Below are 21038 nucleotides of genomic sequence, written 5' to 3' on the forward strand. Positions count from 1 at the left end.
GTTGAAATTAATGATTATCAACCATATCAGCTTCATTAATAACCAGTTCTAGCTTAATTGTTTCTATGTTCTGCTCTGTTTTCTTAAGGATGGTAAACAGGTAACCGTAAGATTCATTGCTTTCTCCTACTTCGGGAATACGTTCAAATACGTGAGAAACTAAGCCACCAATAGTATCAAAATCTTCATCCTCTGGTAAATCGTGAGGAAGATGCTCATTAACATCATAAACGGTTGCAAAAGCATTAACGATAAATTCATTATCAGAAACTTTTTCTACCAATGGTTTTTCCTCATCGTACTCATCCTGAATCTCACCCACTAATTCTTCTACAATATCTTCTAGTGTTACCATTCCCGCTGTACCGCCAAATTCATCTAAAACGATAGAAATTTGAATACGATTACTTTGTAACTCACTCATTAAATCGTTAATCTTTTTCGTTTCTGTAACAAAATAAGGCTTACGAATAATATCACTTAACGTCCAATTCTGATTTTCAGACATCACCAATGGCAAGATATCCTTGGCATGAATAATCCCAACGATTTTATCCATGATCTCATCATAGACAGGTAAACGAGAGTAACCTTCCTTGATAATGGTATCGATAACCTCTTCCTTTGAAGCTGATAATTCTATTCCAGAAATTTTCGTTCTAGGCACCATGATGTTTTTAACAACACGCTCATTAAAATCGAATACGTTCTTTATTAGTTCATGCTCGTTATTATCCAAGGCACCACTTTCTTTTCCTTGATCTAAAAGGTATTGCAACTCTTCTGTACTGTGCAGAGATTCGTGACCACCAGATGTATCAATACCAAAAGGTTTAAGGATGATTGCCGCAAGGCTGTTTAAGGTCCAAATGAATGGTTTGAAAACAACGTAAAAAATCTGAAGTGGAACAGATACGAATAAGGTTGTAGCAACTGGTCTCTGTATAGCAAAGGATTTTGGTGCCAATTCTCCAAACACAATATGCATAATCGTAATTACCGAAAACGCAACAACTGTTGATGCTGAGTGAATAAAAGCATCGCTAAAGCCCCAATGTAAACTATCAAAAAGATTTTTAAAGATGGTATGCATAACGCCTTCACCAACCCAACCTAAGCCAAGTGATGCAAGCGTTATACCTAGCTGTGTAGCGGCCAAATATCCATCAAGATTATGGATAATTCCTTTGGCCATTTTACCAACGCGACTGCCCGTTTTTGCTTTAATTTCTATTTGTGATGCCCGAACTTTTACAATTGCAAACTCAGCAGCAACGAAAAATCCATTTAGCAAAACTAAAAATAAGGCGAAGAATAATCTCCATCCTACCGATGCTGTATCTGGCTCGCTAACAGCGGCTAAAATTACATTTGTGGTAGGCAATATTGCACTTAACTCTGAATTAAAAAACAAGCAGACCGTGGGTAAATCCATTAAGCTAATTCTCTAAATGTTGTATTATAAAGTTCCATACTTTCTTTAATTACCTTGTGCGCGTAACGAACACCAAGTAAATGTTCGATAGTTACATTTTTATCTTCCAACGCTTTGTAATCTTGAAAGAAACGAACAATCTCTTTCATTTGGTGTGGAGGCAACTCATCTAAATCGTTGATATAGTTCACCGACATATCGTGTGCTGCAACGGCGATGATCTTATCATCCTGCTCTCCATTATCTACCATGTGCATTACACCAACAACCTTAGCCTCGATTAATGTCATTGGATAAACATCCACAGAACAAAGCACTAAGATATCTAATGGATCTTTATCATCGCAATATGTTTGTGGAATAAAGCCATAGTTAGCCGGATACATTACAGAAGAAAAAAGAACTCTATCTAACTTAATTAGACCAGATTCTTTATCTATTTCATATTTGGCTTTTGAGCCTTTAGGAATTTCAATGATTGCGTTTACAATTTCTGGAACGTTTTTACCAGGAGATACGCTATGCCATGCGTGATGATCGTCTTTTGCCATTTTTTAATTTAAATCTGAATTGTTGTCCTCTTCAGTACTTTTTACTAACACTTTACTTTTCACAAAGGTAATCAATAATGGGATAGTTGTAATAAGGATGAAGCCAATAATAATGTATAATAAGTAATCGTTAATTTGTTTTTCAAATCTTTTGCCCAAAAAATAGCCCAATAAGGTTAAGGAACAAATCCAAAGTACCCCACCAACTACATTATAAAGTGCAAATTTTTTAAATTCTAACTTTACTACACCAGCAAAAATCGGTGCAAAAGTTCTAACTATCGGAACAAACCTGCCCATAATTAATGCAAAAGCACCCTGTTTATTGTAGTAAGCTTCTGCGGCCTTAAGATACCTTTTTTTAAAGAAGAAACTGTCTTTTCTGGTATACAATACTGGACCAGTTTTTCGGCCAAACCAATAGCCTGTGAAGTTACCCGATATTGCTGCTACACATAATCCTGCCAGTAGAACGGCAATGTTTACATCTAGCTTTCCGGTGGCTACAAACATCCCTGCTAAAAACAATAAATAATCGCCTGGAAGAAAAAATCCGAAGAAGAGGCCTGTTTCAGCAAAAATAACAAATATAACAAGATAGAAACCGCCCTCCCTCAATAATTTCTCGGGGTCGATTAAATGCTGTAGGTTATTCCAGAAATCCTGCATATATCTATTATTCGTAAAACTACAAATAATTATCTAACAGTGTATATCTATATTAGGTTTAAAATTATTGCAGGATAAATACCCAAAATTAGTGTAATAGCAACCGATACAGCCAAAACAATCTTGTATTGGGCTGGTGTAGAAAGTTCGGTTTCTGTTCCATCTTTAAACCAGACAGCAACAATTACCTTGAAATAATAGTAAAAACCTACCAATGCATTTAAAACTGCGAAACCTACCAAAAGCGTTTTGTATTGGCCCATTACATTGAGGAACATCAAATATTTTCCAATGAAACCAGCCGTTAAAGGAATTCCCGCCAACGATAACATGGCAATTGTTAGCGATAAGGCTACCAAAGGATTCTTCTTTCCTAGCCCATTGAAGCTTTCAAAGCTGTCGCTACCTGTCTTCTGTTTCACCAGGATTAATACCGCAAAAGCGATGATTGACGCGAAAGTATACGCTGCTGCGTAAACCAAAACATTGTTTTGAGTATGTGGGCCAATTACTACAAGTGAGAATAATAAATATCCTGCATGAGAAATACTTGAGTAAGCCAGCATACGCTTGAAGTTCTTTTGGAAAAGAGCAGTAACGTTACCAATAAATAAGGTTAAGCAAACAATCACAATTAACGGCGCAACCCAGAAATCGTGTAGTGGCTCAAACGGTCCTGCAAATAATCTTAAGAATGCAGCGAAACCAGCGGTTTTGACTACTGTACTCATGAAAGTAGTAATTAATGTTGGCGAACCCTCGTACACATCAGGTGTCCAGAAGTGGAAAGGTGCAGCACCAACTTTAAAGCATAATCCAATCATCATCAGGATCACTCCCGGGTAGAAGATTGGGGAAACTGCTTTACTGTTATCTACTAAATAAGCTTGAATTTTATCTAAATCAAATGAGCCTGTAGCGCCATAAATTAACGTGATACCAAACAACAAGAAGCCAGTTGAGAATGCACCCATCAAAAAGTATTTCAATGAGGCTTCGTTTGAGGCAAAATCCTTTTTACGGATACCGGCAAGGATGTATAAACTTACCGACATGATTTCCAAGCCTACAAACAGCATTGCCATGTTTTTGTACGATACCATCATAATTATCCCCGCCAGGGCGAAAAGAATCAAAGTATAATACTCGGCTATATTATCGCTTTTTGAGTGGAAATAGTTTTGGGTTAATAAGAAAATTAAAAGCGTACCGATGATGCAAACACCAGAAAATGCTAAGGCGAAATTATCAGTTTGCATCATTCCGAAGTGAACGGCATTGCCATTCCATGCAGCGAAAGTAAATCCTAATGCAGTAAGTAAGCCAACAACGGTAAGCGGTAATAATGCTTTATTTGCTTTAAACAAACCTGCATAAAGCACAATAAAAGCTGTTATACTAATGGTTATTATAATATTCATTGCTTATTTTACTGATGTTAATTTTTGATTTACCTGCTCTAATAAATGTTGTACAGATGCCTCTGTTAAGTGCAATATCGGTTTCGGATAAACGCCCAAAATGATGATTAACGCACAAATAATATAAAGAACCAACTTCTCTGTTCCCTGAATATCGGTGAAAGTAATTGTTAATTCGTTGGTTTTGCCAAGCATTACGTTTTGGTACATGCGTAACATGTAAACCGCTCCGAAAATAATCGTTAAGCCTGCAATAGTGGCTGCCCAAATGCCGTAATTGTAAACGCCCATTAGTAGTAAGAACTCACCAATAAACCCATTTGTTCCTGGCAAGGCTACAGTTCCTAAAACGATGATAAGGAATGTAATTGCCAGTTGAGGTGCTGATTTAGCAATACCACCCAATTCTTCAATTATATTGGTTTTGGTACGTGAAAAGATAATATCTAAAACGTAGAACAGACCAACCACGTTAATACCGTGACTTAACATTTGAACCATCGCACCTTGCATACCTTGTTGGTTCAATGCGAAAATGCCTGCAGAGATTAATCCAACGTGAGCAATAGAAGAATAAGCAACTAAACGTTTAGCGTCTTTCTGCGTAAAAGCGATTATTGATGCGTAAACGATTCCAATGATGGAAAGAACAATTGCCAAACAAGACCAATCCTGAACACCTGCTGGAACGATTGGCAATAGCCATCTGATGACGCCGTAAATACCCATCTTCAACATGATGCCTGATAACAACATCGTTCCTTGTGTTGGAGCTGCTGTGTAGGTATCTGGTTGCCAAGTGTGGAAAGGAAAAATCGGCATCTTAATCGCAAAAGCAATAAAGAAAGCCCAGAAAATCCATCCTTGTTGTGCGCTATCTAAGTTTAAAGCATAAAATGCCTGAATATCAAAGTTGTGTGCAGGGTTTTGTAAGTACAAATAAATAATCCCCATCAACATAAACAATGAACCTGCAATCGTATAAACGAAAAATTTCATGTTAATGCGAACCCTATCTTTTCCACCCCAGAAAGCACAGATGAAATAAATTGGAATCAAAGCGGCTTCCCATCCAATGTAGAATAAGAAAGCATCCATCGCGGTAAACACCAATAGCAATCCTGCTTGCATAAATAAAATCAAAGCATAAAAAGCCGCAGGATTTTTATAATCGTGTCTGTAGCTCGAAAAAATGATAATCGGCACCAATAAATTGGTAAGCAATACCATCAACATGCTGATTCCATCGATTCCCGCATGAAAACGAATGCCCAAATCTGCAATCCAAGGTAGGTTTGCTTCAAACTGTGTACTTGCATTTGGAATGAAGTTACAAGCGATAAACAAAGCCAAGCCTAAAGAAGCCACCGAAATTACGGTCGAAACTATTTTAGCCGACTTACCCGCAAAGACCGTAATAATAGCACCTGCAAGCGGAAGAAATATAAGTAGTAAAAGTTGTTCCATTATTTATTTTTGAACCCTTTTTATATGTAATAAAATGTATAAGCAAGCAATGCGATGATACCGAATACCATCATGAATATATAGAAACCAACGTTTCCACTTTGTAATAAACGTACGCCCTTACTTGCCTCGTTTGTGCTCCAACCTAATCCGTTTACAATTCCATCGATGAATTTGGTATCGATAATTCTGTAAAAGAATCTCGAAAAAGCATCTAAAGGTTTTGTAATGATGAAATCGTAAATCTCATCTAAATAGAATTTATTGTACGATAATTTTGCCAATGCAGAACGTGGCGCCTCATCGGCAACAGGAACGCGAGCACCTTTAACATATCTTGTGTAAGCGTAAAGCAAAGCGATTATAGCCGCTACAACCGAAACACCCATTAAGGTAAATTCTGTTGAATGGGTTAAATCTAACTCATGTTGTGCAACCACGGGTGATAACCAATGTGCCAACCATTCGTTTCCACCGAAAACATGGGGAATGTTAATTGCTCCACCAATAGCAGCTAAAATGGCTAAGATGATTAATGGAATAGTCATCGCTTTTGGCGATTCGTGTACATGACTTTCTTCATGATGTGTTCCTCTATAGTTCCCAGAGAAAGTAAGGAACATCATTCTGAACATGTAGAAAGAAGTTAAGAATGCGGTTAATACACCCACGCCCCATAGAATCGGACTGTATTGATAAGCATTTGCCAAAATTTCATCTTTCGAGAAGAAACCCGAAAACGGCGGTAAACCGGCTATCGCAATAGTACCAATCATCATGGTTAAGAAAGTAACAGGAAGTTTTTTTCTTAATCCACCCATGTGGCGCATATCTTGTTCGTGGTGCATGGCATGAATAACTGAACCCGCACCTAAGAATAATAACGCTTTGAAGAAAGCATGGGTTAATACATGGAAGAATGAACCTGTATAAGCGCCAACGCCTAAGCCTAAAAACATATAGCCCAGTTGAGATACCGTTGAATAAGCCAATACTTTTTTAATATCGGTTTGAGTTAAAGCAATAATTGCCGCTATTAAAGCTGTCGTAATACCAACAATGGCAATGATGTGCTGGGTTAGTGGTGCTAAATCGAATAAGACGCTTGAACGGGCAATCATGTAAATACCTGCCGTTACCATCGTTGCCGCGTGAATCAACGCAGAAACCGGTGTCGGCCCAGCCATCGCATCTGGTAACCAGGTAAACAAAGGCAACTGTGCAGATTTACCACAGGCCCCGATAAATAATAAGATGGTGATTAAAACCAGGGTATTATTGCCTGGCAACATGTTCGCTGCCTGAGGAAATATTTTAGAGAATTCTACACTTCCGAAGAAATTGAACATTAAAAATACACCAAGCAAAAAGCCCAAATCGCCAATACGATTCATTACAAAAGCTTTTTTCGCTGCCGATGCATAAGCCGTGTTGGTGTACCAAAAACCGATTAACAGGTAAGAACATAAACCTACACCCTCCCATCCGATAAACATCACGATGTAGTTTGAACCTAATACTAATAATAGCATGAAGAACACAAACAGGTTCAGGTAAGAGAAGAATTTACCAAAACCCTCATCATTATGCATATAGCTGGTAGAATATAAATGGATTAAGAAACCGATTCCGGTAATAATCAAAAGCATGATTGAACTCAACGGGTCAATCAGAAACGAAAGTGGAATGTGTAATGTTCCCGCACTAATCCAATCGAATAAAAATACTTCGTGAGATTTTTGTGTATCGCCTTGTAAACTAAAGAAAATAACTACGCTGATGATGAAAGAGGCCAAGATTACTCCACTTCCGATGATACCAACAAGTCCTTTAGATAAAGAATTTCTGCCCAGTCCGTTAATTACAAATCCTAATAGAGGAAGTAAAGGAACTAACCAAATCAATTGTTCTATTGTCATTCTTAATATATATTTACCACTTAAGGCGATTTAAAACATTAATATCTATCGATTTCGTATTTCTGTAAACCATTACGATAATTGCCAAACCAACTGCAACCTCTGCAGCAGCAAGCGCCATAATAAAGAATACAAAAACTTGTCCTGATGGGTCGTTGTTATGCACTGAAAAAGCGGTTAAAAGCAAATTTACAGCATTTAACATCAACTCTACAGACATAAAAATTACGATTGCATTTCTGCGGGTTAGTACGCCAATTACACCAATTGTGAAAATAATTGCACATAAATAGATGTAGTGATTTAGCGGAACGCCTGCCATTTGTGTAGTTAAATTTTCCATTATGCTTCTACCTCATCCCTTTTAGATAACAAAACTGCTCCAACCATTGCTGCCAATAGTAATAGAGATGATAATTCGAATGGTAATAAGAATGGACCGAAAAGCTCTTTACCTAAGTTTTCTACCAAACCTAATCCCTGATTTTTCAAAATTAAAGGACTGTTAATGCTTGCTGCTTTGAAAGAACCAACCAGGGTTACGACTAAACAACAGCCTGCAATTACACCTATAATTTTAATTAATGGTGATTTTGATGGTTCGGTTTCATTGTTCAAATTCAGCAGCATCAGTACGAATAAGAATAACACCATAATGGCACCCATATAAACGATGAAGTTTACAACAGCCAAAAACTGTGCATTCAACAATACATAATGCACCGTGAATGTGAAAAAGGTAAGGATTAAGTACAATACGCTGTGGATTGGATTTTTTGCGAAAATCACCATCAGCGAAAAGATGATACTTAATGTGGCTACGAAATAGAATACTTGTGTACTCATTAATTTGTTATTTGTTTGTACGCCTCGTCATTACGAGGCACGAAGCAATCTTATTTATTTAACGTCTATCGCATTAGGATTGCTTCGTTCCTCGCAATGACGGATTGGTTAAACTAATTTTTATTTCGTTTCGTGAAGACACGAACCGAGACTTTATGCCTATTGCCATGGTTTGTGTCTTCACGAACCATATTTTATTTTTTCATCTCCAACGGTGCCTCAACCAACTTATCCTTACCGTAAATGAAATCCTTACGTAAATAATCTGCAGGTACAATTGGTCCGTCTAAATAAATTGCCTCTTTCGGACAAGCCTCTTCACATAATCCACAGAAGATGCAACGCAACATATTAATTTCATAAGTTGCCGCATATTTTTCCTCACGGTATAAATCTTTCTCTTCAGGTTTACGTTCTGCGGCAATCATGGTAATTGCTTCAGCGGGGCAAGATAACGCACATAAGCCGCAAGCGGTACAACGCTCTTTTCCATTCTCATCACGTTTAAGTGAGTGCATCCCTCTAAAGTTTGCAGAGAATTCGCGTTCTACTTCCGGATATCTTATTGTAGCCTCTTTTTTGAATAAGTGGCTGATGGTGATGCCCATACCTTTTGCAATTGCAGGCAGGTATATTCGCTCCATAAAGCTCAAAGGCTTTTGCTCCAGTACTTTTTTCTTGTTACTTAATGATTCCATAATTAAAACTTCTCTATAATCGCAATCACAACCCCGGTTATTATAATATTGGCAATCGCCAAAGGTATCAAACCTTTCCAACCTAAATTCATCAATTGGTCATAACGGAAACGAGGGATTGTCCAACGTACCCACATAAAGAAAAAGATGAAGAAGAATATCTTCGCAAATAAAATAGCTGTTCCGAATAATGGCGCCCAAGTCGGCCCCAGCAATGTTGCCATATAATCCATTCCCGGATAGTTATATCCACCAAAATATAATGTTGCCATTACTGCTGATGAAACAAACATATTGATGTATTCAGCGAACAGGTAAAAACCTAATTTCATTGATGAATACTCTGTGTGATAACCACCAATTAATTCCGTTTCACATTCAGGTAAATCGAATGGTGCACGGTTAGTTTCAGCAAAAGAACAAACCATAAAGATTAAAAATCCCAATGGTTGATATAAAACATTCCAATGCCAACCATGTTGCTGGTCTACAATTTCCTTTAAGCTTAAAGTATTTGTCATTAAAAGCAAAGCGATGATTGATAATCCCATCGCGATTTCATAACTGATATTTTGCGATGCAGCACGAATAGCACTCAATAAAGAATACTTATTGTTAGATGCCCAGCCACCAATCATTACACCGTAAACACCTAATGAAACCACACCGAAGATGTACAAAACACCAACGTTGATATCGGATACTTGAAGAGGTACAATTTTATCGCCGATTAGCATTGGGCTTCCCCATGGAATAACAGCGGTACCAATACAGGCGCAAAGCAATGCTAAACCAGGACCAGCGATGAATAACCATTTGCTCGATGTTGTCGGAATAATTTCCTCTTTCATAAACATCTTTAATCCGTCGGCCAAGGGCTGTAAAATACCAAAGGGACCAGCTCTATCAGGACCTAAACGGTCTTGAAGATATGCTGCGACCTTACGTTCCGCATAAGTAGAATACATGGCAATTACCAAGCTGATACCGAAAATTACCGCTACCAGAATAAATTTCTCTATGATAAAACCTGTATCCATTAGTATTTAACTGTTTTATGTAATTCAACTTCATTTGCAGCTTGCAATGCCTGATTAGGCTGGATAACATGCAAAGGTTTTAATGTTTCGTAATGGTTCGATGCGATTACCGAAGTATCATCAATATGAGTAGGATGTTCAATAACCCAATCAGAAGTTGCTTTTTTATCGAAACGGCAAGTGTTACAGATAAATTCTTCTACTTCTCCAAATTGGTCCTTACGAGCTGTAACACGTAAAACATCTTCACCTTTATACCAAAGCGTTACTTTACCATTGCATTTGTCATGGCCGCAATCACGGTGTGCATCAACTGGTTTGGTAAACCAAACACGATTTTTGAAACGGAAAGTTTTATCCGTTAAAGCACCAACAGGACAAACATCGATTACGTTTCCAGAGAAATCGTTATCAACAGCTTGTTGGATATAAGTCGAAATTTCTGAATGGTCGCCACGGTTTAAAATACCATGGACACGTTTGTTTGTAATCTGGTCTGCAGTGAAAACACATCGATAGCACAGAATACAGCGATTCATGTGCAACTGAATTTTATCACCAATATCAATACGTTCGAAAGTACGACGCTCAAACTCATAACGGGTTTTTTGCAAACCATGCTCGTAACCTAAATTTTGTAGATCACATTCACCAGCCTGGTCACAAACAGGGCAATCTAAAGGGTGGTTAATCAATAAAATTTCTACCACACCTGCTCGTGCCTCTAAAACTTCCGGAGAGGTAATGTTCAACACTTCCATACCATCCATTACTGTTGTACGGCAAGATGCAACCAATTTTGGCATAGGGCGTGGGTCTTTTTCCGAACCTTTTGTTACTTTAACAATACAGGTACGGCATTTACCACCACTGCCTTCTAACTTAGAATAATAGCACATCGCTGGTGGAACGATATCACCTCCAATTTGCCTTGCAGCATTTAGGATAGTGGTTCCGTTATCAACCTCTACTGTTATTCCGTCTATCGTAACCTTAACTTTTTCACTCATGGTTAATGATAATCTTATTTTTTTGTCTCGCCTTGGTTCGTGTCTCCACGAACCAATTCTATATTTTTATGTTTCGTTTCGTGAAGACACCAACCGAGGCAAATGAACCGAGGAAAAATTATTTTTCTTCCGTTACCGGAGCTTTTTCAATCGGCACAGCATAATTTGCGATGCCATAGTTTTGCGTTTGGCTTTTAATTGGCTCTTTAATATGCCATTCAAACTCATCTCTAAAGTGACGAATTGCACTTGCAACCGGCCAAGCTGCCGCATCACCCAAAGGGCAAATGGTATTACCTTCAATTTTACGTTGGATATCCCAAAGTAAGTCCACATCGCTAATCGTTCCATGACCATGCTCGATTTTGTGTAATACTTTTTCCATCCATCCGGTACCTTCGCGGCAAGGCGAACATTGTCCGCAACTTTCGTGATGATAAAAACGGGCGAAGTTCCAGGTATTGCGAACAATACATTGGTCTTCATCAAAAGCGATAAAACCACCCGAACCCATCATGGTTCCTGTAGCAAATCCACCCTCAGATAAAGATTCGTAACTCATTAAACGAGGTTCGCCGTTAGCATACTTTAAAGTCAGATTAGCCGGTAGAATTGGCACAGATGAACCACCTGCAACCGTTGCTTTTAATCTTTTACCATTAGCAATGCCACCACAATATTCATCAGAATAGATAAATTCCTCCACCGGTAAGCCTAATTCGATTTCATATACACCTGGCTTTACTAAATTACCTGATGCTGATATTAACTTTGTACCTGTACTTCTACCGATACCAATTTTTGCATATTCTTCGCCACCATCATTAATAATGGGTACAACTGCAGCAATCGACTCCACATTATTAACTACTGTCGGACAACCGTACAAACCAGCGATTGCGGGAAATGGTGGTTTAATCCTTGGATTACCTCTTTTACCTTCAAGAGATTCTAACAATGCAGTTTCTTCACCACAAATGTAAGCGCCACCACCCGGCTGAACATATAACTCTAAATCGTAACCTGTTCCTAAAATGTTTTTACCTAACCACCCTGCAGCCTTTGCCTCAGCAATTGCTTTTTCCAGAATACGGATTTGAGGCATCATCTCACCACGAACGTAGATGTATGAGACCTTTGCACCCAAGGCAAAACTGGCAACAATCATCCCCTCAATTAATGCATGGGGAATGTAGGTCATCAAATAACGGTCTTTGAAAGTTCCTGGCTCAGATTCATCAGCATTGCAAACCAAATAACGTGCAACTCCTTCTGGTTTAGCCAAAAAACTCCATTTCATCCCCGTTGGGAAACCCGCACCACCACGACCGCGTAAGCCAGATTTCTTAACTTCTTCAACAATCTCTTCAGGTGTTAAAGTTTTAAGGGCTTTTTCCACGGCACGGTACCCACCTTTTTGGCGATAGACCTCAAGTGTATTGATGCCTGGTACGTTTATATGCTCAAGTAATAATTTACGACTCATTATTTTTTACCCCTAAATCCCCTAAAGGGGACTTTATCCCCTCGTTGTTAAACTCCCCCTTCAGGGGGCCGGGGGGTTATTTATTTTTCAAATCTTCAATCAATTTATCTACACTCTCGGTAGTTAAGTTTTCGTAGAAAGTATATTCCGGGCTAATCTGTAATACCGGACCGAAACCGCAGGCAGCCAAACACTCAACTCCTCTAAAGCTGAATAAACCATCTGCTGTAATTTCGCCTTCTTTAACGCCTAACTTGCTTTCCAAGTGGTCTAATATTTTTTCAGCGCCAACTAAACAACATGGTCCAGTACGGCAAACTTCCATTGCATATTTACCTTGAGGCTTTAAGAAATACATACTGTAAAAAGTAGCAACTTCGTAAACTTCAATCGGCTGAATTTTTAAGTATTCTGCAACTTTATCCATTGCCGAAGTACTTACCCAAAGAAATTCCGCCTGTACCAAATGTAATAGTGGTAACAAAGCCGATTTACTTTTATCTGCCGGATAACGGGTAATTACATCATCAAACTTGGCAAGCAACTCTGATGAGAACACTACAGGTGTTTGTTCTTCTACTTTAAGCATCTAATTCTCCTGCAATAATATTCATACTACTCATGTTGATAATGGCATCGGATAATAGCATACCCTCGCTCATCGGTGCAAACATTTGGTAATTTACAAAACTCGGTCTGCGGAAATGTAAGCGATAAGGTGTACGTCCGCCATCGTTTATCAAATAGAAGCCTAATTCACCATTTCCACCCTCAACAGCGTGATAAACTTCAGCTTTTGGAGCATCAATTTCGCCCATCACAATTTTAAAGTGATAGATTAATGCTTCCATGTTGTTGTAAACTTCTTGTTTCGGAGGAAGATAAAATTCAGGAACATCAGCATGAAAGATACCTTTTTGTTCTGATTTAATTTTTTCTAATGCTTGCTCAACAATGCGCAAACTTTGCCACATCTCTTCATTACGAACAAGATATCTATCATAAATATCACCACTCGTTCCCACCGGAACTTCAAAATCGAAATCCTGATAAGAAGAATATGGGTCGCTTACACGAACATCGTAATCTACACCCGTAGCACGTAAAAGCGGGCCAGTCCAACTGTATTCTAAAGCTGTTTCTTTAGTTACTTCAGCGACTCCAGCTGTTCTATCTATAAAAATACGGTTACGGCTTAAAAGGTTTTCGAACTCTTTTAATGCCACTGGAAATTCTTTCAAAAATTTATTGATTTTCGCAAAAGCGATTTCATTAAAATCTCTTTCAAAACCACCAATACGGCCAATATTTGTTGTTAAACGAGCGCCACAAACTTCTTCAAAGATTTCGTAAATATGCTCACGAAATTGAAAAAGGTAAAGGAAAGTTGTTGTTGCGCCTGTATCCTGACCGATAATCGTATTACAGATAATGTGGTCGGAGATACGAGAAAGTTCCATAATGATTACGCGAAGATAATCTACACGCTTAGGCATTTGGATGTTCAACAATTTCTCAACCGTCATGTGCCAACCCATGTTGTTAATGGGAGAAGAGCAATAGTTTAACCGGTCGGTAAGTGGGGTGATTTGATAAAAAGGGCGATGCTCGGCAATCTTTTCGAAAGCACGGTGAATATACCCAATTGTAGAAACGCCGCTTACAATACGTTCGCCGTCTAATTGCAAAACGTTTTGAAAAACGCCGTGGGTTGCAGGGTGCGTTGGACCTAAGTTTAAGGTTACCAGCTCACTTTGCGGGTCGTTATCTGTAAATACCGGATGGTTATGATTCATAGACCTTAATTCCGCAATTCGGAACTCCTTTCAAATTTATTAATTATTTACTTTTATATCTGTCCTAATTCCCCTTTAGGGGCAAGGGGTTTACCTTCCAAAAAATTCGTCTTTTTTATCTACTCTATTCGGGTCTTCCAATGGATATTGTTTTAACATCGGGTGAACACCTAAATCATCCATATTTAAGATACGGCGCAAATCTGGATGACCTTCAAACTTAACCCCGAACAAATCGTATGTTTCACGCTCCATCCAGTTAGCACCTTTCCAAACCGTAGTTGCTGTTTGGATAGTTGGATTTTGTTCAGAAATAAAAACTTTAATTCTAATCCTAACTTTTTCAACCATATTATTCAGGTGATAAACAACAGCAATACCATGATCTTTCCCAGGATAGTGAACTGCTGTGATATCAGTCAGGAAATTAAACTTTAATTCCTCTTTCAAGAACGATAAAACATTTACAATAACATCTTTGGTAGTTGCAAAAGTTAGCATACCATAAGGCTCAGAAACAGCAGTTACTTTTTCGCCAAACTTATCACTAAGCTTTGCAAGGATATCGTTATTTAGCGTCGTTTCTTCCATTATTTAATGCCGTATTGACCTAAAAGTTCTTTATAATAATCAGAGTTTCTTCTTCTGCCAGATTCATTTCTAACCAAATCCTGAATACGCTGGAAACCATCTAGAATAGCTTCTGGTCTTGGCGGGCAGCCAGGAACATAAACATCCACCGGAATAACCTCATCAATACCTTGCAAAACAGAATAAGTATCGAAAATACCTCCGCTACTTGCACAAGCACCAACAGCCATCACCCAACGTGGCTCTGCCATTTGGATATAAACTTGTTTCAACACTGGAGCCATTTTTTTAGCAATGGTACCCATCACCATTAAAACATCGGCCTGACGAGGAGAAAAACTCAAACGCTCTGCACCGAAACGACCTAAATCGTAGTGAGAACCCATAGTTGCCATAAACTCAATTCCACAACAAGATGTTGCAAAAGGTAATGGCCATAATGAATTTGAGCGAGCCAAACCAATCACTTTATCCATCGAAGTGGCAAAGAAACCAGACCCTTCTATTCCTGGAGGCGCATCAACTATATTAATTTCACTCATGTTTATAAACAAAAAATGCTCATTCCTTTGCAGAATGAGCAACAAATTTACAATATTTTAAAGGCAATTAAACTAGCTTAACTCGATTTAGAACCTTTCTAAATAAATAACTCAGTACCCAGTTGTCAATTTTCAGTTTGTAGTTACAGGTTTAATAACCGCCGTTAAAAACTGGAAACTGAACTAGTTCCAGTCTAAAACTTTTTTCTTGATCACATAGATGAAACCCAACAATAGTGTGCCCATAAAAATGAACATTTCGATCATTCCATCCATTTTTAAAGCTCTAAAGTTTACCGCCCAGGGATACATGAAGATAACCTCAATATCAAAAAGCACAAATAAAATAGCAACTACAAAATACTTAATAGAAAATGGTTGACGAGCATTACCTACTGATTTTACACCAGCCTCAAAAGTCTCCAGTTTATCGCTTGTTTTACGTTTAGGACCTAGAAAGTGTGTTGCAACTAAAGTAGTTACTACGAAACCTAAGGCAACAACTACTTGAAAAATGATTGGTAAAAAATCTATTGCTGTACTTTGCGCTTGCATAATCTTTATTTTCTGATGCAAAAGTAAAAGAAAAAGGCAGAGTAACCAAACTCTGCCTTTTCTAAATTATTTAACTATCGAATTATTTACCTTTTCCTTTTGGTGCAGGGGCTGCCAATTCTTTTAGTTTAGCTGCTGCAAATGTACCTGCTGGATAAACCGCTACACTCTTATCAAAATACTCTTTTGCCTTAGCCTTATCAGAGTTATAATAATAACCACCTATATTATCGTAAGCTTCTGATAATTTCTTAGCATTAGGGGTAACTAACTCCGGTTTTTCAGTAACCTTTTGAATAAATGTTTCAAAATACGGTACCATTAGGCCTTTTGGAGTTTTTTCATCATCCAATAAACTATTAATACGAGCTCTGTAAAGATAAGCATCTGTAGTTTCTGGTGCCAATTGTGTTACTTTAGCTATAGATGAATCGGCTTTTACAAGTAAATCTTTTGATGGATTTTTCTTTGCGGAGTATTGAGTTGCATAATCAAAATAATAAGCTAAGCCATTGTAAAAGTAACTATAAAGTACACCTTTAGAATTAGGACCCGCTGCAATTACTTTATCATAAATTTGAGCTGATTTAGCATATTTTTTGGCATCAAAGAATGTTTTGGCAACTTCTGCTAATGCTTCAGTATTTGCTGAATCTTTCTCAACTGCTTTAGTAATGTTTATCAACGCTAAGCTATCTTGACCAGCCTTTAACTGAGCTTTACCTAAATAAAGATAATCGAATCCTAAAATTTTATTTGGATCTTTTTCTTTAGCGAAAAACTCATCCATGCTTTTCAAAGCTTGTGGATAGTTTTTATTCTCGTAAGCTGACCATCCTTTTAATCTTGATACCACAATTCCCTTAGGATCATTTGCTGGAACCTGTAAGGCTGTTGCAACTTGTTCTAAAGTTTGGTAATCTTTTGCGTAAAATAAGAACTGTGCGTAACGTAATTGAGATTCTAATGATTTATCAGTTAAATCAAGATATTTTTTGTAATTCTCAATTCCTTTAGTTGCTCTTTCTTTGTTAACCCCAAAGCTACTCCATAAAAGGTAAAGTTCACCAAGTTCGCGATAGGCAGGGCCATAGTTTGGATCAGCAGTAATTACATCATTTAATTCTTTTTCACCTTCGGCGAAAGCTCTAGAATCTTTATACATTCTACCAATTTGAGTTTTTGCTCTTCTGTTGGTTGGATCGATATCGTTTACACGCATGTAAGGACCCAAAGCTTCAGAATTTTTCTTTTGTAGTGCATAAGCATCACCTTGTGCTAAGAAAATCTCAGCGTCTTTGTCCTTAGAATCCAACTCATCTGCCTTGGTAATGTTTGCTAAAGCACTTGTAAAGTCTGGCTTAGAAACATCATCACTTGGCTTATCTTGAGCTAAATATGCCTTGCCGATATATAAATAAGTTTTATAATCTTTAGAAGCTATAGCTACAGCCTTATCAAAATTAGTTTTTGCAGATGTTGGATTGTTGGATAACATATCTGCCTCACCTAAGCCAATAAGGTTTAAGTTATTTTTTGGATCAGTGGCCAAGCCTTTGTTAAATACTGCTCTAGCTGAATCTATATAACCAGTTTTAAGATAAACCAAACCAAGATTGTAATAGTTATTACCATCAGTTGCTTTAGTGCTTACCAATGATTTAAGCATTGATGAAGCTTTTTGGTACTGTTCAGCATCGATAGCTTTTTTCGCGTCATTCAAATCTTGAGCAAAAACTGCAGATCCCATCAACACCAAACCTAAATTTAAGGTTATTGCTTTCTTTAAAATTTTCATCGGATATCCTGTTTTTTGTTAATAAAAATGAAGTTTCTTAATAGATTACTTCGTGGTTCAATTTATAATTAATTAATTTTTATTCCCTTTTGTAAGGTTAAGTTGTCTAGGCATTAACTTATGTGGGCCTAGTCCAGATTTAAGTACAATCAATTGTCCTCGCTGGCTTCTTAACCATGTTGCAAATCCTGTGCCTAAACCATCTCTGCCTTCGCAATCTATTATATTTACGTTTCTAAGGAAAGGATAGATTCCTTTAATCAGATTGTCTTGCGTTGGTTTATAGAATTGATCATCTCCTGGTTTACCTTTTAGATTTTTAACACCTAAAAGTTTTACCTGCTCTAGGTATTTAGCCATATCAGTATTTCGTTCAGAAACCCAATTAACGCCTAAAATACCAATAAAATTTTTATCTTCCGCAATAAGTTTAATTACTTCATTGCTAGAATTTTTAGAGTAAACACCTGAGGCCGGAAATTGACTGATACTAGCCAAGTCCTTGAAATATTGAAAGGTGCTTGAATAAGCATTATCAAACACCAATTTCTTATCTGATTTCTTCCCCTGCAAAATATCAATTACTTCTTTAACGTCGATGGTGCTGTCGATATTGCCTTTATTGGTAATTAAAGCAATTCCATCAACTGCAAACCTTGAGGTATTAATCCGAATATGACGTTGGTTATAATATTTTTCTTCTGCCTTTGTAAGTAACCTGGGTAAAACAATTACCCTAACACTATCATTTAAAAATGCTGGCAAAAGTTTTTGCTCGGCCTTAACAATTGTTTGAAACTTTGCTTGAGGATAATCTAGGTTAAAGATATCTATTTGTTGCTGTACAATTGGACCAACACTTTCATCAACCAATATTTTTAAAGTACCGCTCGTTCTGGTCTCTTTCACAACATTTGTTTTATCTTTTCTTTTACAAGATACAAATGCCAGAATGCAGAATATAAAAAGGATGTTTCTCATTTAATGACTTAGTCTCGCCTACCCAGGCTTAATAATCTTATAAAAGCATAAATAATCAAGAAGATTCCTATTGCTATTTTCCCCCAGTGTGGGATATTTAGATTTAGGCCCTTCCAAAAGATAAATGCGAAGCCCAATATCACATAGAAAACAAACATGACAAGGCCTAAAATGAGCAAAAACCGCTGTTTAGGCGATTTTTGCTTAAAAATATCAAAATTTAACATCTACTATTAGTTCAATGTAAAGTTAACGTTGATGTTGTATTTTACCCTCACCGGCTTACCATTTTGGATACCTGGGTTCCAACGTGGACTAGCTTTTAATACACGGATAGCTTCCTCATCAGTTCCACTACCCAAACCGCGGGTAACAGTTATATCGGTTAACTTACCATCCTTTTCAACAACGAAAGATAAAAACACTTTACCTTGTACGTTATTTTCTTGTGCCATTGGCGGGTATTTAATTGCGTTACCTAAATATTTGTAGAACTTAGGTAAACCGCCTGGAAACTCTGGTTGTTTTTCAATACTAACGAAGTCATAAACTTGGTTATCATCAACAGCAACTGCGTTTTCTCTTTTTGGTCCTTCACCAACTGGCTCGTTAATAACGATATCAGCAGTTGGATCTCCTTTAATATCACGTTGACCTGGGTCAGCCTCTTTCAATTTTTCTACCGTAGGTGGTTCATCACGAACCTCAATATCGGGTTTAACAATTGGAGGTGGCATTTTCACCTGATCCACTTTTGGTGGTGGTGGTTCTACCGGTGGTGGTGGTGGTGTTTTTGGATCCACTGGTGGTGGCGGTGCTAAAATAACTTCTTGTGCTTTAAGTTTCTCATCTTCCTGATCCATAGAGCCTTTAATAAGACTATAGATTTTTGGAGAGAAGAATAACACTAGAAATATTACAGATCCGATGAATAATGCTTTTGCAGTGTTCGAACCATTGGTTTTACGCAATTGGTAAGCACCGTAGCTTTTGTTTTTATCCTCAAAAACCACTTCAAGCCATTCCTTTCTTAATATATCTAACTTCGACATAACTATTGGTTTAACTGATTATAAAATTCCTTGCTCTTTCATGGCTTGTTTCTCATTGTCAAGAATGTTGTCATCATCAATCTGACGAACCTTAACTTTAAGAATTTCCAATTCATCCATCATATCTACAAAGTTCTGGAAAGTAGATCCTGATGTTGGTTTTACCAAGACCACAAAATCTCCAGGTACTCCTGATGCATCGGCTGTTTTTCTATTTTTTACGATAGCATCGCCAACTGCAGATACAGATTCAATTGTTGGTGCACTTGTTCCTGCAACACCCATATACCATGCTACCTTATCTTTTTTACCTAATAGGATAGTCATTGTTTTACTTGCCTTTAGCTCTAACCTATTTTCAGGTAACTTTTCGTTCTTATCTGGCTTAGCAATATCCATCGCCTGCGGCGTAGATATCGATGTTGTTAAGATAAAGAATGTTACCAAAAGAAACATTAGATCCACCATCGGAGTCATATCAACCCTTGGTGTGGACTTCTTCCCGCCTGTGTTTAATTCTGCCATTTCTTAATTCTTTTTAGCTTCAGCATTAGTAACCAATAAAAATTTGTTTACACTTTGCTTCTGAAGCACATCAATAATCTTTTTAACAACTGGATATTCTTCTTTAGCATCGCCCTTGATACTAACACGCATATCTTGATTATTTACTTCCTTGGTTGCTGTACGAGCCTGTAAAACCCATGAGTTTAACTGATTGTCGGTCGAATCTGTAGGGATACCTCTTTGTACACCTGGTTTCATACGATCTGTGCCACTCATAGCAATAAAACCTTTTAAGCTTGCAAAAGGTACGCCGAAAGTTGAGATCACTGAGAAACGTTTAATTTCATCAGGAGTAAACTTTACACCATACTGCTCGCCCATTAGCTCTAATGTTCTAGCTCTTACCTTAATACCTGCTACTTCGAAGAAAACCTTACCCTGTCCGATTGTTAAAATCGCATTGTTTTCAGCCGGCACTTTAAACTCATACGTAGATGAGGGTGTAGAAACGGCTAGTGGTTCTGGTTGCCTTGCGGTAGCAGTTAAGATGAAGAAAGTAAGTAACAATGATGCCACATCACACATGGCGGTCATATCCGTTACGGTACTTGTTCTTTTAACTTTAATTCTAGGCATAATATTTTTTACTAGTTTTTAATAATGATGATCTTTTT

At 37.6% G+C, this 21038-nt stretch carries 22 protein-coding genes; all 22 read right to left on the reverse strand.

Annotation, left to right across the window (positions count from 1 at the left end; genetic code table 11):
• Positions 1-7: 7 nt before the first annotated feature.
• Positions 8-1435 carry a hemolysin family protein gene (locus EZ449_RS04590; RefSeq protein WP_131556795.1) on the reverse strand — a complete coding sequence of 476 codons (1428 nt, stop codon included), beginning with the start codon at positions 1433-1435 and terminating at the stop codon, positions 8-10.
• Positions 1435-1986, reverse strand: a complete 552-nt coding sequence (locus EZ449_RS04595) for an inorganic diphosphatase (RefSeq protein ID WP_131556796.1) — start codon at positions 1984-1986, stop codon at positions 1435-1437. The genes EZ449_RS04590 and EZ449_RS04595 overlap by 1 nt, the downstream gene beginning before the upstream one ends.
• A gap of 3 nt (positions 1987-1989) precedes the next feature.
• Positions 1990-2655 (reverse strand): DedA family protein, encoded by a 666-nt coding sequence (locus EZ449_RS04600; protein WP_131556797.1) that lies wholly within the window; start codon positions 2653-2655, stop codon positions 1990-1992.
• Between the two features lie 47 nt (positions 2656-2702).
• On the reverse strand, positions 2703-4076 hold the full coding sequence (locus EZ449_RS04605; RefSeq protein WP_131556798.1) for an NADH-quinone oxidoreductase subunit N: 1374 nt from the start codon (positions 4074-4076) through the stop codon (positions 2703-2705).
• A 3-nt stretch (positions 4077-4079) separates the two neighbouring features.
• Positions 4080-5543, reverse strand: a complete 1464-nt coding sequence (locus EZ449_RS04610; protein WP_131556799.1) for a complex I subunit 4 family protein — start codon at positions 5541-5543, stop codon at positions 4080-4082.
• A gap of 20 nt (positions 5544-5563) precedes the next feature.
• The gene (gene nuoL / locus EZ449_RS04615; RefSeq protein WP_131557011.1) at positions 5564-7456 is read right to left on the reverse strand and encodes an NADH-quinone oxidoreductase subunit L; all 1893 of its coding nucleotides are present in this window, start codon (positions 7454-7456) and stop codon (positions 5564-5566) included.
• 19 nt (positions 7457-7475) lie between these two features.
• Positions 7476-7805 carry an NADH-quinone oxidoreductase subunit NuoK gene (nuoK, locus tag EZ449_RS04620; protein ID WP_131556800.1) on the reverse strand — a complete coding sequence of 110 codons (330 nt, stop codon included), beginning with the start codon at positions 7803-7805 and terminating at the stop codon, positions 7476-7478.
• On the reverse strand, positions 7805-8308 hold the full coding sequence (locus tag EZ449_RS04625; protein WP_131556801.1) for an NADH-quinone oxidoreductase subunit J family protein: 504 nt from the start codon (positions 8306-8308) through the stop codon (positions 7805-7807). The genes nuoK and EZ449_RS04625 overlap by 1 nt, the downstream gene beginning before the upstream one ends.
• Positions 8309-8502: 194 nt before the next feature.
• Entirely contained in the window at positions 8503-9006 is a 504-nt protein-coding gene (locus tag EZ449_RS04630) for a NuoI/complex I 23 kDa subunit family protein (protein ID WP_131556802.1), read from the reverse strand.
• A 2-nt stretch (positions 9007-9008) separates the two neighbouring features.
• On the reverse strand, positions 9009-10046 hold the full coding sequence (gene nuoH / locus EZ449_RS04635; protein ID WP_131556803.1) for an NADH-quinone oxidoreductase subunit NuoH: 1038 nt from the start codon (positions 10044-10046) through the stop codon (positions 9009-9011).
• Entirely contained in the window at positions 10046-11056 is a 1011-nt protein-coding gene (locus tag EZ449_RS04640) for a 2Fe-2S iron-sulfur cluster-binding protein (protein WP_131556804.1), read from the reverse strand. The genes nuoH and EZ449_RS04640 overlap by 1 nt, the downstream gene beginning before the upstream one ends.
• A 118-nt stretch (positions 11057-11174) precedes the next feature.
• Complete coding sequence (nuoF, locus tag EZ449_RS04645; RefSeq protein ID WP_131556805.1) at positions 11175-12542, reverse strand: NADH-quinone oxidoreductase subunit NuoF; 1368 nt, start codon at positions 12540-12542, stop codon at positions 11175-11177.
• A 76-nt stretch (positions 12543-12618) separates the two neighbouring features.
• A complete protein-coding gene (locus EZ449_RS04650) occupies positions 12619-13131 on the reverse strand; it encodes an NADH-quinone oxidoreductase subunit NuoE family protein (RefSeq protein ID WP_131556806.1) in 513 nt (170 codons plus the stop codon).
• Entirely contained in the window at positions 13124-14338 is a 1215-nt protein-coding gene (locus tag EZ449_RS04655; RefSeq protein ID WP_131556807.1) for an NADH-quinone oxidoreductase subunit D, read from the reverse strand. Before EZ449_RS04655 ends, EZ449_RS04650 begins: the two co-directional genes overlap by 8 nt.
• Positions 14339-14428: 90 nt before the next feature.
• Positions 14429-14929: an NADH-quinone oxidoreductase subunit C gene (locus EZ449_RS04660; RefSeq protein WP_131556808.1), complete on the reverse strand. Its 501-nt coding sequence runs from the start codon at positions 14927-14929 to the stop codon at positions 14429-14431.
• Positions 14929-15471: an NADH-quinone oxidoreductase subunit B gene (locus EZ449_RS04665; RefSeq protein ID WP_029282020.1), complete on the reverse strand. Its 543-nt coding sequence runs from the start codon at positions 15469-15471 to the stop codon at positions 14929-14931. Before EZ449_RS04665 ends, EZ449_RS04660 begins: the two co-directional genes overlap by 1 nt.
• A 183-nt stretch (positions 15472-15654) precedes the next feature.
• A complete protein-coding gene (locus EZ449_RS04670; protein ID WP_131556809.1) occupies positions 15655-16026 on the reverse strand; it encodes an NADH-quinone oxidoreductase subunit A in 372 nt (123 codons plus the stop codon).
• A gap of 82 nt (positions 16027-16108) precedes the next feature.
• The gene (locus tag EZ449_RS04675; protein WP_131556810.1) at positions 16109-17824 is read right to left on the reverse strand and encodes a tetratricopeptide repeat protein; all 1716 of its coding nucleotides are present in this window, start codon (positions 17822-17824) and stop codon (positions 16109-16111) included.
• Positions 17825-17896: 72 nt separating this feature from the next.
• Positions 17897-18733 (reverse strand): PstS family phosphate ABC transporter substrate-binding protein, encoded by an 837-nt coding sequence (locus tag EZ449_RS04680; RefSeq protein WP_225872232.1) that lies wholly within the window; start codon positions 18731-18733, stop codon positions 17897-17899.
• A 305-nt stretch (positions 18734-19038) separates the two neighbouring features.
• Complete coding sequence (locus EZ449_RS04690) at positions 19039-19857, reverse strand: energy transducer TonB (RefSeq protein WP_131556813.1); 819 nt, start codon at positions 19855-19857, stop codon at positions 19039-19041.
• Positions 19858-19875: 18 nt separating this feature from the next.
• On the reverse strand, positions 19876-20382 hold the full coding sequence (locus tag EZ449_RS04695; RefSeq protein ID WP_131556814.1) for an ExbD/TolR family protein: 507 nt from the start codon (positions 20380-20382) through the stop codon (positions 19876-19878).
• A gap of 3 nt (positions 20383-20385) precedes the next feature.
• The gene (locus EZ449_RS04700; protein WP_131556815.1) at positions 20386-21000 is read right to left on the reverse strand and encodes a biopolymer transporter ExbD; all 615 of its coding nucleotides are present in this window, start codon (positions 20998-21000) and stop codon (positions 20386-20388) included.
• Positions 21001-21038: the final 38 nt, after the last annotated feature.

Origin of the sequence: Pedobacter frigidisoli (genome assembly GCF_004331675.1) — a bacterium.
In the GTDB taxonomy this organism is placed as follows: domain Bacteria; phylum Bacteroidota; class Bacteroidia; order Sphingobacteriales; family Sphingobacteriaceae; genus Pedobacter; species Pedobacter frigidisoli.